Source organism: Mycobacterium sp. E3247 (genome assembly GCF_001667785.1).
Taxonomy (GTDB): domain Bacteria; phylum Actinomycetota; class Actinomycetes; order Mycobacteriales; family Mycobacteriaceae; genus Mycobacterium.
In genome coordinates, this window is the sequence record NZ_LZJG01000227.1 from 19,094 (window position 1) to 33,806 (window position 14,713).

General features: G+C 70.1%; 16 protein-coding genes. 8 read left to right on the plus strand and 8 right to left on the minus strand.

Features of this window, described 5'->3' with window-relative positions:
- Positions 1-17: 17 nt before the first annotated feature.
- Both A9X04_RS12085 and A9X04_RS12090 read right to left on the minus strand, forming a co-directional pair.
- Positions 18-881 (minus strand): SAM-dependent methyltransferase, encoded by an 864-nt coding sequence (locus A9X04_RS12085; RefSeq protein ID WP_067920590.1) that lies wholly within the window; start codon positions 879-881, stop codon positions 18-20.
- Positions 882-884: 3 nt separating this feature from the next.
- Positions 885-1,247: a DUF3054 domain-containing protein gene (locus tag A9X04_RS12090; RefSeq protein ID WP_067920592.1), complete on the minus strand. Its 363-nt coding sequence runs from the start codon at positions 1,245-1,247 to the stop codon at positions 885-887.
- A 68-nt stretch (positions 1,248-1,315) separates the two neighbouring features.
- Here A9X04_RS12090 and A9X04_RS12095 point away from each other — a divergent pair, with 68 nt between their 5' ends.
- From A9X04_RS12095 to A9X04_RS12115, 5 genes are all read left to right on the plus strand, one after another.
- Positions 1,316-2,062 (plus strand): SDR family NAD(P)-dependent oxidoreductase, encoded by a 747-nt coding sequence (locus A9X04_RS12095; protein WP_067920595.1) that lies wholly within the window; start codon positions 1,316-1,318, stop codon positions 2,060-2,062.
- A gap of 16 nt (positions 2,063-2,078) precedes the next feature.
- Entirely contained in the window at positions 2,079-3,263 is a 1,185-nt protein-coding gene (locus A9X04_RS12100) for an acyl-CoA dehydrogenase (protein WP_067920597.1), read from the plus strand.
- Between the two features lie 13 nt (positions 3,264-3,276).
- The gene (locus tag A9X04_RS12105) at positions 3,277-3,636 is read left to right on the plus strand and encodes a helix-turn-helix domain-containing protein (protein WP_067920599.1); all 360 of its coding nucleotides are present in this window, start codon (positions 3,277-3,279) and stop codon (positions 3,634-3,636) included.
- On the plus strand, positions 3,633-4,253 hold the full coding sequence (locus tag A9X04_RS12110; RefSeq protein WP_067920620.1) for a hypothetical protein: 621 nt from the start codon (positions 3,633-3,635) through the stop codon (positions 4,251-4,253). Before A9X04_RS12105 ends, A9X04_RS12110 begins: the two co-directional genes overlap by 4 nt.
- 576 nt (positions 4,254-4,829) lie before the next feature.
- Complete coding sequence (locus A9X04_RS12115; RefSeq protein ID WP_067920601.1) at positions 4,830-6,209, plus strand: NAD(P)/FAD-dependent oxidoreductase; 1,380 nt, start codon at positions 4,830-4,832, stop codon at positions 6,207-6,209.
- A gap of 8 nt (positions 6,210-6,217) precedes the next feature.
- Here the strand turns inward: A9X04_RS12115 and A9X04_RS12120 are convergent, their stop codons facing one another.
- From A9X04_RS12120 to A9X04_RS12145, 6 genes are all read right to left on the minus strand, one after another.
- Positions 6,218-7,444, minus strand: a complete 1,227-nt coding sequence (locus A9X04_RS12120) for an O-succinylhomoserine sulfhydrylase (RefSeq protein WP_067920603.1) — start codon at positions 7,442-7,444, stop codon at positions 6,218-6,220.
- Positions 7,441-7,875 (minus strand): rhodanese-like domain-containing protein, encoded by a 435-nt coding sequence (locus A9X04_RS12125; protein ID WP_067920605.1) that lies wholly within the window; start codon positions 7,873-7,875, stop codon positions 7,441-7,443. The genes A9X04_RS12120 and A9X04_RS12125 overlap by 4 nt, the downstream gene beginning before the upstream one ends.
- Before the next feature lie 40 nt (positions 7,876-7,915).
- Positions 7,916-9,130, minus strand: a complete 1,215-nt coding sequence (gene purT / locus A9X04_RS12130) for a formate-dependent phosphoribosylglycinamide formyltransferase (protein ID WP_067920607.1) — start codon at positions 9,128-9,130, stop codon at positions 7,916-7,918.
- Positions 9,131-9,174: 44 nt separating this feature from the next.
- On the minus strand, positions 9,175-9,813 hold the full coding sequence (locus tag A9X04_RS12135; protein ID WP_067920609.1) for a PaaI family thioesterase: 639 nt from the start codon (positions 9,811-9,813) through the stop codon (positions 9,175-9,177).
- The gene (locus A9X04_RS12140) at positions 9,810-11,108 is read right to left on the minus strand and encodes an adenylosuccinate synthase (RefSeq protein ID WP_067920610.1); all 1,299 of its coding nucleotides are present in this window, start codon (positions 11,106-11,108) and stop codon (positions 9,810-9,812) included. Before A9X04_RS12140 ends, A9X04_RS12135 begins: the two co-directional genes overlap by 4 nt.
- A gap of 254 nt (positions 11,109-11,362) precedes the next feature.
- On the minus strand, positions 11,363-12,241 hold the full coding sequence (locus A9X04_RS12145; RefSeq protein WP_067920621.1) for a histidine phosphatase family protein: 879 nt from the start codon (positions 12,239-12,241) through the stop codon (positions 11,363-11,365).
- 311 nt (positions 12,242-12,552) lie between these two features.
- Between A9X04_RS12145 and A9X04_RS12150 the strand changes: the two genes are divergently transcribed.
- The 3 genes from A9X04_RS12150 to A9X04_RS12160 form a co-directional block, all read left to right on the plus strand.
- Positions 12,553-13,200 carry a peptidase M50 gene (locus A9X04_RS12150; RefSeq protein ID WP_067920612.1) on the plus strand — a complete coding sequence of 216 codons (648 nt, stop codon included), beginning with the start codon at positions 12,553-12,555 and terminating at the stop codon, positions 13,198-13,200.
- Between the two features lie 9 nt (positions 13,201-13,209).
- Entirely contained in the window at positions 13,210-13,983 is a 774-nt protein-coding gene (locus tag A9X04_RS12155) for a site-2 protease family protein (RefSeq protein ID WP_067920614.1), read from the plus strand.
- Between the two features lie 40 nt (positions 13,984-14,023).
- The coding region (locus A9X04_RS12160) for a cation diffusion facilitator family transporter (protein WP_067920616.1) at positions 14,024-14,713 on the plus strand (690 nt) is incomplete at its 3' end.

The window sequence follows — 14,713 nt, forward strand, 5'->3', positions numbered from 1 at the left end:
CGGAGGCCGTGCACCGGCTAGGCGCGCGTCGCGGTGAGGTATTCCGGGACGAACTCGGTGCCGCCGCCCCGCCTCAGCGGTAACGCCACGCCGCCCGGCAGGCCGGTGTCGTTGCGCCGCACCGTCTCCCAGCCGCGGGCGGCCAGGTAGTCGGGGACGTAGTGGTACTGCCCCGCATGGGTCAGGCTGGCCAGGTCGACGTCCAACCCGCGGCGGCGCCACCCCTCGACGAACGACCGCTCCGCTTCCAGCTGCAAGGGCGTCCACGTCGGCATGTGGTCGGCGGCCAACCGGCTGCCTGGGGCGCTCATCGCGGTGACCCCCTGCAGCACCCGGTCCTGCACGTCGGGCGTCAGGTAGCCGATCAGCAACTGCTCGGCGATCCACACCGCGGGCGCGGTGGCGTCGAAGCCGACCCGCAGCAGCGCGGCCGACCAATCCCGTTGCAGGTCGACGCCGACGGCGCGCCGGCTCGCGGTCAGTTCGGCGCCCAGCCCGCGCAGCACCCCGGACTTGAAGTCGAGCGCCTCGGGCCGGTCGATCTCATAGACGGTCGTGCCGGGCGGCCACCACAACCGGTAGGCGCGGGTATCCAGCCCCGCCGCCAGGATCACCACCTGGCGCAGGCCCGCCCTCCCGGCTTCGGCGGCGAACTCGTCGACGGACCGGCACCAGGCCGCGCAGATGTCCAGGAACCGCGGGCCGGCGATGTCGTCCGCGGCGAACCGGTCGTCGTCGATCACCCGCACGAGGCGGTCGACGCCGGCGGCGCGCAACAACGGTTCGGCGAAGGGATCGCTCAGCAGGCCCTTGTTGGTGGCGACGGCCCGGGCGGCCGCGCCGAATGCCGCGGTCACCGCAATGCCCACCGTCGCCGCCATGGGTCAGGCGCCGGACCGGCGCCGCAGGGCCAGCCCGGCGATCGCTCGCCAGCCGAGCAGCAACAACGCGGTGACCGAGGCCGCCACCACCACGAAACTGGCCGCCACACCCGCGGAAGTGGCCTTGCGCAACGCCATGCCGACCACGACGGTGCACAGCCAGACCACCACCCCGGTCGGCACCACCGCCGTGGGGCGCTGCCAGGCGCGGGATGCCAGCCACCCGACGACGGTGCCGGTGAGAAACGGCCAGGCGGTGGTGGCGACGCCGGTGATGTTGAGTCCTTCGTCGTGACTGCGGCGGCCGACGGCGCAGAAGACCACCACACCGATGACGTCCAGGCCCAGCCACACCAGCCGTCGCATGTCGCGAGACTACCGGGGCGGGCGCCGTCCTTGACCCCGCCACCGCGGTGAACCTAACTTCGTCGGCAATGAACGTGCATTCACCGGGGCGCCTCGCGCTCGTGACCGGCGCCGGTTCGGGCATCGGCAGGGCGATAGCGCTGGCGTTCGCCGCACAGGGCGACCGGGTGATCGCCGCCGACCTGGACGAGGCCGCCGCGGCGGCCACCGCCGAGCAGCACCGCGACCTGGTCACCGCGCTGCCGGTCGATGTCGCCGACCCGGCCCGGGTCGACGCCCTGCGCGACGCCACCCACGCCGAAGCCGGCGTCCCCGACATCGTGGTCAACGCCGCCGGCTGGGACCGCACCGACCAATTCCTCAACGCCACACCGGAATTCGCGGCCAAGGTGGTCGCGATCAACTACCTCGGGCCGGTGCACGTCTGCGCCGCGTTCCTGCCGGGGATGATCGACACCCACGGCGGAGGCCGCGTGGTCAACGTCGCCAGCGACGCGGGCCGCGTCGGCAGCGCCGGGGAATCCATCTACGCGGGCGCCAAGGGCGGGGTGATCGCGCTGACCAAATCGCTGGCCCGGGAGATGGCCGGCCACCGGATCACGGTGAACTGCGTGTGCCCGGGCCCGACGGACACGCCGCTGTTCCACGCCCAGCCCGAGAAGCTGAAAGAGGCGCTGGTCAAAGCCATCCCGTTTCGCCGGCTGGCCCGGCCCGAGGAGGTCGCCGCACCCGTGCTGTTCTTCGCCTCGCCCGCCGCGTCGTTCATCACCGGACAGGTGATCAGCGTCAGCGGCGGCCTGACGATGGCGGGTTAGTGGCAGGCTGAGACCCATGAGCACCCACAAACCTCCCGCCTTCGACCGGTACGACCCGCTGGGCCTGGACGCCTCGTTGTCCGACGACGAGCTCGCGCTGCGCGACACCGTACGGAGGTTCTGCGCCGAGCACGTCGCCCCGCACATCGCGGAGTGGTTCGAGATCGGCGACCTGCCGGTCCGCGAGCTCGCCAAGGGATTCGGCCAGCTCGGACTGCTGGGCATGCACCTGGAGGGCTACGGCTGCGGCGGGGCCTCGGCGGTGCACTACGGCCTGGCCTGCGTGGAGCTGGAGGCCGCCGACTCCGGCCTGCGGTCGATGGTCTCGGTGCAGGGATCACTGGCGATGTTCGCGATCTGGAATTTCGGGTCCGAAGAGCAGAAGCGGCAGTGGCTGCCCGCGATGGCGTCGGGTGAACTGCTGGGGTGCTTCGGGCTCACCGAACCCGACGTGGGGTCCGATCCGGCCGCGATGAAGACCCGCGCGCGGCGCGACGGTTCCGACTGGGTGCTGGACGGCCGCAAGCTGTGGATCACCAACGGCTCGGTCGCCGACGTCGCGGTCGTGTGGGCCACCACCGACGACGGGGTCCGCGGTTTCATCGTCCCCACCAAGACGCCGGGCTTCTCCGCCAACACCATTCACCACAAGCTGTCGCTACGGGCCTCGATCACCAGCGAGTTGGTGCTCGACGGCGTGCGCCTGCCCGCCGACGCGATGCTGCCGGAGGCCAAAGGCCTGCGGGGACCGCTGTCGTGTTTGTCCGAGGCGCGCTACGGGATCATCTGGGGTTCGATGGGCGCGGCGCGGTCGGCCTGGCAGGCCGCCCTCGACTACGCCATGCAGCGCACGCAATTCGGGCGCCCGATCGCCGGATTCCAGCTGACCCAGGCCAAGCTGGTCGACATGGCGGTGGAACTGCACAAGGGTCAACTGCTCTCGCTGCACCTCGGCCGCCTCAAGGACAGCGTCGGGCTGCGCCCCGAGCAGGTGAGCTTCGGCAAGCTGAACAACACCCGCGAGGCGATCAAGATCTGCCGGACCGCACGAACGATCCTGGGCGGCAACGGGATATCGCTCGAGTATCCGGTGATCCGGCACATGGTCAACCTGGAGTCGGTGCTCACCTACGAGGGCACGCCCGAGATGCACCAGCTGGTCCTCGGCCAGGCCTTCACCGGCAGCGACGCCTTCCGGTAAGAGCGGGAAGGACATGGCCCTCGATTACGGCGAGCTTCCGCTACAGGAGGCCGTCCGCGCGGCCCGGACCACCGCGCGCCGACGCCAGCTGCTCGACGCCGCGGTCAAGGCGATGGAAACGCACGGCTTCCACCAGACGTCCATGCAGGACCTGGCCGCCGAGGCCAAGGTCAGCGTCGGCCTCATCTACACCTACTTCGGTGGCAAGGAAGAGCTGCTGCTCGCCCACGGCTGGGCGCTCAAGCACTGGCATTTCGGGCCGGTCCACACCTGCGAGCAGTACATCCGGCTGCAGACCCGCCACGTGCTCGACGCCCTGGTGTGCGAGAACCGTCGCGCCGACTACGCGCACGTGCTGGAATGGAAGGCATGACAGGCACCGCGCTCCGCAGCCTGGTCGCGACGCTGGCGCTGGCCCTGGGTGCCGCGGCTGCCGGCGTCCCGCCGGCCGGCGCCGACCCCACCGCCGGGCTGCCCCCGATGACGTCGACCGGCGGCGGGCCGATCATCGGCGGCGGCAGCAACGCCGGCATCGCGGCGCAGCTGTTCAGCTTCGGCACCCCCAACGTGCAAGAGGTCGACGGCTCGGACGCCGCCCAATTCATCACGGCCGCCGCAGGTAGCGCCAATCAGCAACTGGCCGCGCCCTTCTCGCTCATGCGCCGGGCGCTGGCCTGCCAGACCAACAATGCCGGGTTCGGGGCGCGCGCCTATCGGCGCAGCGACGGGCAATGGGGAGGCGCGATGGTGGTCGCCGCCAAGAGCGCGACACCCAACGTCGACGGGCTGGTGGGCTGCGCCAAGACGAACTGGCGCCGGGCCACGGCCGGCGCCCAGAGTTCGGCCTGCAACAGCGGTTGGAGCACCCCCAACACCTACGAGAGCCGCCGCGGCGAGACCTACTACGTCCTGCTGGCCGGCACCGCCGACGACTTCTGCACCGCCGTCAACGGCAAGTTCAAGGACAACTCCAACGGGTGGCCGTTCTAGCGGACGGGTGCGAAAGATGCTGCGCGCGTGACGAATTGGCCGTAGATCCACGCTGCCGCCGTCCCGTGCCGCGAAGGGCGGGCTCACCATCGGCGAATCTCGCCGACGGTCGCAATCGATCCCCATGGCACTCGCGCCGAACAGTCGGCGCGCGCATTTTTCGAAATCCGTTCGCGGACCTGCCATCACAACGTACACTTCCGCCATCGGGCAATCAGTAACCAGCGAATTGTCCTCCAGGAACGGGGTGGTGTTGTGTCACGATTGACCGGAAAAATCCTTCTCGCAGCGATGCTCGGCTTCACCGTCTGCGCGGCTTCGGGTTGTACGACGCCGATAACGATTGATTGCGGTCCGTCCTTGACCTGCCAATAGCGGCAAGGTGACGAATTGGGTCGCGCTTCATTCGCGCGGCCCAATTCGTTTGCCCGCAGTTCGTGCCGGATTGTCCAGTGGCACAGCCGGTTCTGTGGGCTCTCTCGCCGGTTCGGGCCGCGCCGTGTCATTCGCCCGGTCGAAGTCGTACGGTGGACGTACATTCTGCGTCCAGAACGACACGGCCAATAAGGGGTGAGCATGTCTCGTCATCGCGTCGTCATCATCGGAAGCGGGTTCGGTGGCCTGAACGCCGCGAAGGCGCTCAAACGCGCCGACGTCGACGTCACCCTGGTCTCGAAGACCACGACTCACCTCTTCCAGCCCTTGTTGTACCAGGTCGCCACCGGCATCCTGTCCGAAGGCGACATCGCCCCGACCACCCGCCTGATCCTGCGGCGGCAGAAGAACGTCCGGGTGCTGTGGGGCGAGGTCAGCGGGATCGACCTGACCGCCAAGACCGTCACGTCACACCTGATGGGCATGCAGACGGTCACGCCGTTCGACAGCCTGATCGTGGCCGCCGGCGCCCAGCAGTCCTACTTCGGCAACGACGAGTACGCCGCCTTCGCGCCCGGCATGAAGAGCATCGACGACGCCCTCGAGCTGCGGGCCCGCATCCTCGGTGCGTTCGAGGCCGCCGAGGTGGCCACCGACCCGGAGGAACGGCGGCGCCGGCTGACGTTCGTCGTCGTGGGCGCCGGGCCGACGGGTGTGGAGCTGGCCGGCGAGATCGTCCAGCTCGCCGAGCGCACCCTGGCCGGGGCGTTCCGGACCATCACGCCCAGCGAATGCCGGGTCATTCTGCTCGACGCGGCGCCGGCGGTCTTGCCGCCGATGGGCGAGAACCTGGGCCTCAAGGCGCACCGTCGGCTGGAGAAGATGGGTGTCGAGATCCAGCTCAACGCGATGGTGACCGCGGTGGACTACATGGGCATCACGGTCAAGGAGAAGGACGGCACCGAGCGGCGCATCGAGTGCGCGTGCAAGGTGTGGGCGGCCGGCGTGCAGGCCAGCGGTCTGGGCAAGATGGTCGCCGAGCAGTCCTACGGCACCGAGACCGACCGGGCCGGACGCGTGATCGTCGAGCCCGACCTCAGCGTCAAGGGCCACCCCTACGTGTTCGTCGTCGGCGACCTGATGTCCGTGCCCGGCGTCCCGGGGATGGCCCAGGGCGCGATCCAAGGGGCGCACTACGTCACCACGCTGATCAAGCAGGCGGCGAAGGGCACCGACGATCCGGCCAACCGCAAGCCGTTCAAGTACTTCGACAAGGGCAGCATGGCCCTCATCTCGCGGTACAGCGCCGTCGCCAAGGTCGGCAAGCTGGAGTTCGGGGGCTTCATCGCCTGGTTGGCGTGGCTGCTGCTGCACCTGTTGTACCTGGTCGGGTTCCGCAACCGCCTAGCCGCCATGTTCTCCTGGGGCATCTCCTTTTTGGGGCGCACCCGCGGCCAGATGGCGATCACCAGCCAGATGATGTACGCCCGGCCGGTGGTGGACTGGGTGGAGCGACAGGCACAAGAGGGGACGCTGGCGGCGGCCGAACGCATCGAGGCGGCCGAGAAACAGGCCGGTTAGCTCTCGGACTAGGTCAATGCCTGGTCGATGTCGGCGATCAGGTCGTCGGTGCCCTCGAGCCCCACGGAGATCCGGACCACGTTGTCCCCGAGGCCGATCGCGGCGCGGCCCTCCGGGCCCATCGCGCGGTGGGTGGTGGTGGCGGGATGTGTGACAAGGGATTTGGCGTCGCCCAGATTGTTGGAGATGTCGATCAGCCGCAGCCTGTCCAGCACCTCGAAGGCCCGTTGTTTGGCGGCGCTTTCGGGACAGTCGAGCGCGAAGGTGATCACCGTCCCGCCGCCGGACATCTGGCGCTTGGCCAGGTCGTATTGCGGGTGCGACGGCAGGTACGGGTAGCGCACCCAGCTCACCGCCGGGTGGGTCTGCAGGAATTCCGCGATCCGGTGCGCCGAGGAATTGCTGTACTGGACCCGGATGGCCAGCGTCTCAAGGCCTTTCACCAACACCCAGGCGTTGAACGCGCTCAGCGCCGGTCCGGTGTGCCGCATCAGCTTCTGCACCGGGCCGTCGATGTACTCCTTGTCGCCGAGGATGGCGCCGCCGAGCACCCGGCCCTGGCCGTCGATGTGCTTGGTGCCCGAGTACACCACCACGTCGACGCCGAGCGGAATGCCCTGCTGCAACAGCGGCGTGGCGAAGACGTTGTCCAGCACCACCTTTGCCCCCGCGGCGTGCGCGAGCTCGACCACCGCGGCGATGTCCACCAGCGACTGCATCGGGTTGGACGGCGTCTCGAAGAACACGGCCTGGGTGGGGACGGACAGCGCCTCCTCCCACTGCGCCAGGTCGTCGCCGTCGACGAACACTGTTTCGACACCCCAGCGCGGCAGGATCTCGTTGCACACCACGAAGCACGACCCGAACAGGCTGCGCGAGGCGACCAACCGGTCCCCGGCCGCCAGCAGCGCGCCCAGCGAGGTGAACACCGCCGCCATGCCGCTCGCGGTGGCGAACGCCGCGGGCGCGCCCTCGATGAGGCGCAACCGCTCCTCGAACATCGACACGGTCGGATTCCCGTACCGCGAGTACACGAAGTGGTCCAGCTCGCCCGTGAACGAGCGCTCCGCGACGGCCGCCGAGGAATAGACGTAGCCGGACGTCAAGAACATCGCCTCGGCGGTCTCGTCGAACCCCGAGCGCAACAGCCCGCCGCGCACGCCGATGGTGGCCGGGCTGACGCCGTCGGGCAGCGCCTTGGGTGTGCGGACGGAGTCCCCCGGCGGGGAGCTCACAGCTGCTTCCAGGGCAATCCGATGGCGCGCCAGCCCGATTCCCCGCGCTGCCCCGCCGCGTTGACGTGGCCTTCGAACCCGTCCAGCACGTTGTAGGCCGGGGTGATGCCGGCCCGGGTAGCGGCCTCGGCCGCGCCGATCGACCGGTTGCCCGAGCGGCACAGGAAGACCACCGGCCGCTCGGCCTCGGCGTCAGGCACGCGATCGCGCAGCTCGTCGGTGAAGTTGGCGTTGAGCCTGCCGTCGGAGGTGTTCCACTCGATGAACACCACCTCGCGACCCAGGCTGGACAGGTCTGGCACGCCGACGAACCGCCACTCGGCGTCGGTGCGCACATCGACCAGCACCGCATCCGGATTGTCGTTGAGCAGCTGCCATGCCTGCTGGGGCGTGATGTCTCCGGCGTAGGAACCCGGGCGCTCTGTGCTCATGACCCCGAATCGTAACGAGGTCACCGCAGCGGGGGATAACTCAGTGCGCGGGGTCGCGCGCGGCCAGCCGGCTGGCGACCTCGCGGGCGCGGTCGCGCGCCGCCGCCACCTCGCGCGCCGTCGCCAGCGCCTGGAACCCCCGCCCGACGACGCGCAGGTCGCTCTCGGGCACGCTCAGCGCCCGCGCCAGCGCGTGGGCCGACGCGTCTGCCCGCTGCACCCGGTGCGCCGCGCCCGGCGAGATCATCATGGTGTCCACCGGCAGGCCCAGGATGGCGCGGGCCTGCAGCTCGAACGCCGACAGCCGCTGGCTGCGCACCGTCGCCCAGGCGCTGTCGGCGGGGCCGGGCGCAACGTCGGCGAAGTAGACCTCGTCGCCGTTGATCATCAGCTCGACGGCAAACACGCCGCGCCCGCCGAGCGCCTTGACGATCCGCGCCGCGATCGATCTGGCGGCATCCATCGCCGCCTCGCTCATCTTCTGCGGTTGCCACGACTCCAGCGCGTCGGCGTGGCCGCCGCGATGGCCGATGGGCGAGCAGAACTCGATCACCGGCCCGTGGGGCCCGTCGCTGCGGACCGCGAGCAGGGTGACGTAGAACTCGACCTCCACCACGGTTTCGGCCAGCACCCGGTGCTGGTCCGCCGGGCCTGAGGTCGCGCGCTGCCAGGCCGGCCCGATGTCGTCGGGTCCCGACGCCACCGATGGCGCCCCGCCCGCGGCCGCGTGCACCGGCTTGACCAGCAGCGGATAACCGGCGTGGGCGCCCACCGCCTCGAGTTCTGCGACGGAGCCGACGAACCAGAACGGCGCCGTGGGCAGCCCCAACTCGTCGGCGGCCAGCCGGCGCAGGCCCTCCCGGTCGCCGGTGAGCCGCACGGCGCGGGCGCCGGGCACCAACTGCGTATGCGCACCCTCGAGGGCCTCGAGCGCCTGCCCGGCGACCGCGTCGGTCGCGGTGACGACGACGTCGGGCCGCAGCCCCCGGACCGCGGCGGTCAGCTCGTTGGCATCGGCCATCGGGACGACCAGCGACTGATCGGCGACCCCGTGCGCGGGCGCGCCCGCGTGCCCGTCGACGGCGATCACCCGAGCGCCGAGGCGCCGCAGGGCGATCGCCAGTTCGCGGCTGAGCTCCCCGGAACCCAGCAACACCACTCGCGGCCCGGCACCGGCCCCCTCGGCCGGTGCTTGCGGGGGCACGGCGAGCACCGTCGTCCTGTCGTCTTGTCCTTCGGTCGGGCCGTCAGTCACCGCTCAAGGATAGGTCGGTCGCGAGGGTGGCCGACCTGGTCGCGTTAGGGCTGACCCGGCAGCAGCCGCACCATCAGCCCGTTGGCCTCGGCCAGCACCGTGTCGTCGCGGTCGAGGAGTTCGGCACCCACGAACGCCTTGCGGCCCTCCGTGCTCGTGACGCGGCCGCGCACCACCAGCGGCGCGTCGATCGGGGTGACCTTGCGGTAGTCGACGTGCAGGAAGGCCGTCCGGCTGATCGGCCGCCCCGCGGCGTGCGACACCATCCCGAACATGTGGTCGAACAGCAGCGGCAGCACGCCGCCGTGCACGGCGTGGTTTCCGCCGACGTGGAACCGGCTGAAGTAACCGGCCATCTCGACCCCGTCCGGCGCGTAGCGCGTCAGCGTCCATGGCGGCAGCAGCAGGCTGCCCATGCCGGGCAGGTCGGGCGTCCGGCCGGCCGGCGCCTTGCCCTCGTCGGCCTCGAAGGGCGTGAGCAGCCGCACCAGGGCGGCGGCGCGGTCGGCCGCGTCGTCCCACACATCGTCACCGGGGTCGGCGGACACGGCGAGGTCCTGCAAAGTGCGCATGGCGGCGACGAAGCGGCCGAACCCGGCGCCCGGGCTGGCCGGACCGTATTCGGGAAAGCCGCCGTGGTGTTCGTATTCGGGGTCGAGTTGTTTGGGATCCGGCTCCGTCACGCGCGGGCCGCCAGGACGTCGCGGCGCACGATCGTCTGTTCCCGGCCCGGGCCGACGCCGATGCACGAAACATGCGCCCCCGCAAGCTCTTCCAGCCGCAGCACGTAGTCGCGCGCCTTGGCGGGCAGGTCGTCGAATTCGCGCGCCGCCGAGATGTCCTCCCACCAGCCCGGCAGCTCCTCGTAGATCGGTTCGGCACGCGCCAGTTCACTCTGGGTCATCGGCATGTCGTCCATACGCATGCCGTCCACCCGGTAGCCGACGCAGACCGGCACGGTTTCCAGGCTGGACAGCACGTCGAGCTTGGTCAGGAAGAAGTCGGTGATGCCGTTGACCCGGGTGGCATAGCGTGCGATGACGGCGTCGAACCAGCCGCAGCGGCGGCGCCGGCCGGTGGTGACGCCGAATTCGCCGCCGGTCTTCGACAGGTATTCGCCGTTCTCGTCGAACAGTTCGGTCGGGAACGGCCCGGAGCCCACCCGGGTGGTGTAGGCCTTGAGGATCCCGAGCACGGTGGTGATCCGCGTCGGCCCGATGCCGGACCCGACGGCCGCGCCGCCCGCGGTCGGATTCGACGACGTCACATAGGGATACGTGCCGTGGTCGACGTCGAGCAGCGTGCCCTGCGAGCCCTCGAGCAGCACGGTCTCGCCGGCCTCCAGCGCGGTGTTGAGCAGCAGCCGGGTGTCGCGGATGCGGTGGCGGAAGCCCTCGGCCTGTTGCAGCAGGGCCTCGACCACCTGGTGCGGGTCCAGCGCCTTGCGGTTGTAGATCTTGACCAGGATCTGGTTCTTCAGCTCCAGCGCGCCCTCGACCTTGTGCGTGAGCAGCTCGGGGTCGAGCACGTCGGCGACCCGGATGCCCTGGCGGGCGATCTTGTCCTGGTAGCACGGCCCGATGCCGCGGCCGGTGGTGCCGATCTTCTTGTTGCCCATGTAGCGCTCGGTGACCTTGTCGATGGCCACGTGGTAGGGCAACAGCAGATGGGCGTCGGCGGAGATGAGCAGCTTGGTGGTGTCCACGCCGCGGTCCTCGAGGCCCTTCAGCTCGTCGAGCAGGACCCCGGGGTCGACCACCACCCCGTTCCCGATGACGTTGGTGACGCCGGGGGTCAGCACCCCGGAGGGGATCAGGTGCAGGGCGAAGTTCTCGCCGTTGGGCAGGACGACGGTGTGACCGGCGTTGTTGCCCCCCTGGTAGCGCACCACCCACTGCACGCGACCGCCGAGCAGGTCGGTCGCCTTACCTTTGCCCTCGTCGCCCCATTGGGCGCCGATGAGGACGATTGCCGGCATGACTTGCTCCCGCCTGCTTACTGTGGTTCTACTGGCAACGCGCCGTATCTTGCAGCGCTGCAACGGTTTGCGGCATCACCCGGTGGCTCGAGCCGCCGCCTCGCACCAGCGTCCCGGTTGACCACTCCGGGACCGTGCGCGTAGCTGGAGGCATCTTCGCTTGCCGCGCTCACGTGGCGATCCTAAACGTCGGGTGGCGACGTACCCGCGCCAAGGGCCGTTTGATCGCCACACGTGTCCCCGACAGCCCCGGCTCACGGCGTCACGGACGGTTGAGCAGCGCATACACCGCCGGCGGTCGGCTCGTCCAACATCAGGCACAGGGGCTGCTTGGGGTCACGGCCGGTCCTCTTGGCCGCCCAGCCCGGCCACACCGGTTTCCCGTTCCAACTGACCAGCCTCCAGCCATCGTGCGGGTTGCCCCGGATCACGACGATGCCGGCGTTGGGCAGCGGGTCGAAGAGCAGCAGCAGCGGGTCGGGATTCTTGACGCTCATCATGGTCCCGACGCCGATCGCGAACTCGCTGGAGAACGCCACCTCGGTGATCGTGCCGCCCGCGGTCCGGACCGGGTTGGCCATGGCGTTGCCGTACATCGTTTGCAGGGAGTCGTTGAAGCGGCTCGCGTCGGTGACCGCGTTGCCGTACATCGTTTGCAGCGCGCCGTTGAACCGGTTGTGGAATTCGAAGCCGTTGGTGTCGGTGGAGCCGGGAGCCAGCATCGGCACGATGCGCAGCCCCAGCAGCCACGCCACCGGACCCAGTAGGTAGACCAACCCCGCCAGGCTGAACTGCGGTCGGCCATTGAAAATGCCGGCGTCGATCTCGTTGAGGCCGGGCAGTGCCTGAACATTCATCCCCAGCGTGGCGGCCAACGGCGCCGCCGTCTGCTGCGTCCTGATCAACTGTGACGCGAAGATCCCGGCGAACGGGCCCTGCGCGGCCAGCGCATTGCCGACGTTCTGCGCCTGTTCCTGGCCGAGTGCGGTGAGTAACGTTCCGGGCACCGCCGTGTCGATCACGCGCGCCGCATTGGCCTCCGACTGGCCATGCCGCACCAAGTCGATCACGATCGATTCGTCGGCCGAGGCCTTCGCCGGCCCGACGCACAACAGGACGGCCGAAAGCGCCAGGGCGCCGGCACGGCGGAGTTGCTTCGTCAGCAAGGGACGCGCGCCGGGCCGGTACCAGACAGCGGCGGCGCGGTTCGCGCGATTGAGAAGAGGGCGGTGAGGCGGCGAATGGCAGTACTCCGTTCTCTTGGCCACCCATTCGTTGACCCCGTGGCAGGAGTAAAGTATCCGGTTGCTACCAGGCGGTGGCGCAACAACTTTCGCAGTCCGAAACGATGTTGTGACTGTGTCGTTATGACGAGATCTTCCTGCGCCCAAATGGTCTGGCTGTCTAGCGAACGAGAAGGTTTGAACGACAAGGGTATCGACTGGTGAAGCAGGAAGATCGCGCCGTAGCGGTGCTGCTGTTCGGTGATCGACGCGCGCCCCGCTCGTTGACCGGTTCACCTGTCCACCGCGTCGCCGGTGCGGCCGACGTGGACGCCGCGATCGGGCCGCACCGACGGCTGGTGGTGATCGGCGCCGACGCCGACCTGGCAACCGTGCTGACCCGGCTGCTGCGCGTCGGCCGGCTCGACGTCGAGGTGGCCTACGTGCCGCGGCGCCGCACCCGCGCGACCCGGGTCTACCGCCTGCCCGCCGGGTGGCGCGCGGCGCGTCGCGCCCGGCGGGGAGCCCCTCGGCGGGCGACCCTGCTCCGCGACGAAACCGGGTCGGTGGTCGTCGGGCGGGCCGGCTGGGCGCCGCCCGAGGGCGAGCCGTTCATCCACGGCGAGGCGGTCGTCGACGACGCCGTGTTGTTCGACGGCGACGTCCGCGCCGTCGACATCGAGCCGACGCTGGCGGTGCCGGGTCTGCGCGCCCGGGTCGCGACGGGCCGGCGGCGCTGGGTCGCGGGCCGCGCGGCCCAGCTGGGCAGCACCGGGGCCACCGTGGTGCGCGACGGCGTGCGCGCGCGGCGCGCGGCGCGCCGGTCGACGTTCTACCGCAACGTCGAAGGCTGGCTGGCGGTCCGATAGTTTCGACCGGTGAACCAGCCCGCCCGGCGCGAATCGGTGCGCCCCAGCCCCATCTTCCTGGCCCTGCTGGCCTTGACGGCGGCCGGCGGCGCGCTGGCGTGGCTGGCCGGCAGCACCGTGCGGCCCCTGGCGTACTTCGGGGTGTTCACGTTCGTCATCGCCGGCTGGCTGGTGTCGCTGTGCCTGCACGAATTCGGCCACGCCGTGACCGCCTGGCGATTCGGCGACCATGACGCCGCGGTGCGCGGGTACCTGACGCTGGATCCGCGCCGGTACAGCCATCCCGCGCTGTCGCTCCTGCTGCCGATGGTGGTCATCGCGCTGGGCGGGATCGGCCTGCCCGGCGCCGCGGTGTACGTGCGGACCTGGTTCATGACGCCGAACCGCCGCACCATGGTCAGCCTGGCGGGCCCGGCGGCCAACCTGGTGCTGGCGGTGCTGCTGCTGGCGCTGACGCGGCTGTTCTACGACCCGTTCCACCAGGTGCTGTGGGCCGGGGTGGCGTTCCTGGGGTTCCTGCAGCTGACGGCGCTGGTGCTGAACCTGCTGCCCATCCCAGGCCTGGACGGGTACGACGCCCTGGAGCCGCACCTGAGCCCCCAGACGCAGCGTGCGGTGGCGCCGGCCAAACAGTGGGGCTTTGTCATCGTGCTGTTCCTGCTCTTGCCGGCCAGCCACTGGTTCTTCCAGCTGGTGCTCTGGCTCTTCGAATTCTCCGGCGTGCAGCCCTGGCTGGTGTCCGCCGGCAACCTGCTGACCCGCTTCTGGAGCCGCTGGATCTGACCCTTGCCATATATGCGTGAGTCCGCATATATTGCACGGCATGGGCGCCGGTCACAATCACAGTCCCGCCGAGACCGACGGGTCCCGGCTCATTCCCCGCATGATCATCGCCGCCGCGATACTGGCGGCGTTTTTCGTGGTGGAGCTGACCACCTCGTTGCTGATCAACTCCATCGCACTGCTGGCCGACGCCGGCCACATGCTGACCGACGTCGTTGCCGTCTTCATGGGCCTGGCCGCCGTGACGCTGGCTCGCCGCGGCAGCTCGTCGCCGTCGCGGACCTACGGCTGGCACCGGGCCGAGGTGTTCACTGCGGTCGCCAACGCCGGGCTGCTGATGGGGGTGGCCCTGTTCATCCTTTGGGAGGCGATCCAGCGGCTCAGGGAGACCCCGTCGATCCCCGGCGTGCCGATGATCGTGGTCGCGCTGGCCGGGCTGCTGGCCAACCTGGTGGTCGCGTTGCTCCTGCGGTCCCACTCGGGGCAGAGCCTCGCGGTCAAGGGCGCCTACATGGAGGTGGTGGCCGACAGCGTCGGCAGCCTGGGCGTGCTGATCGCCGGTGTGGTCACCGTGACGACGCGCTGGCCCTACGCCGACGTAGTGGTCGCCGTGCTAGTCGCGCTGTGGGTGCTGCCGCGGGCGATCTCGCTGGCCCGCGACGCGTTGCGCATCCTCTCCGAATCGTCACCGACCCACATCGACGTCGAGGAGCTGCGCTCGGCGCTGGGC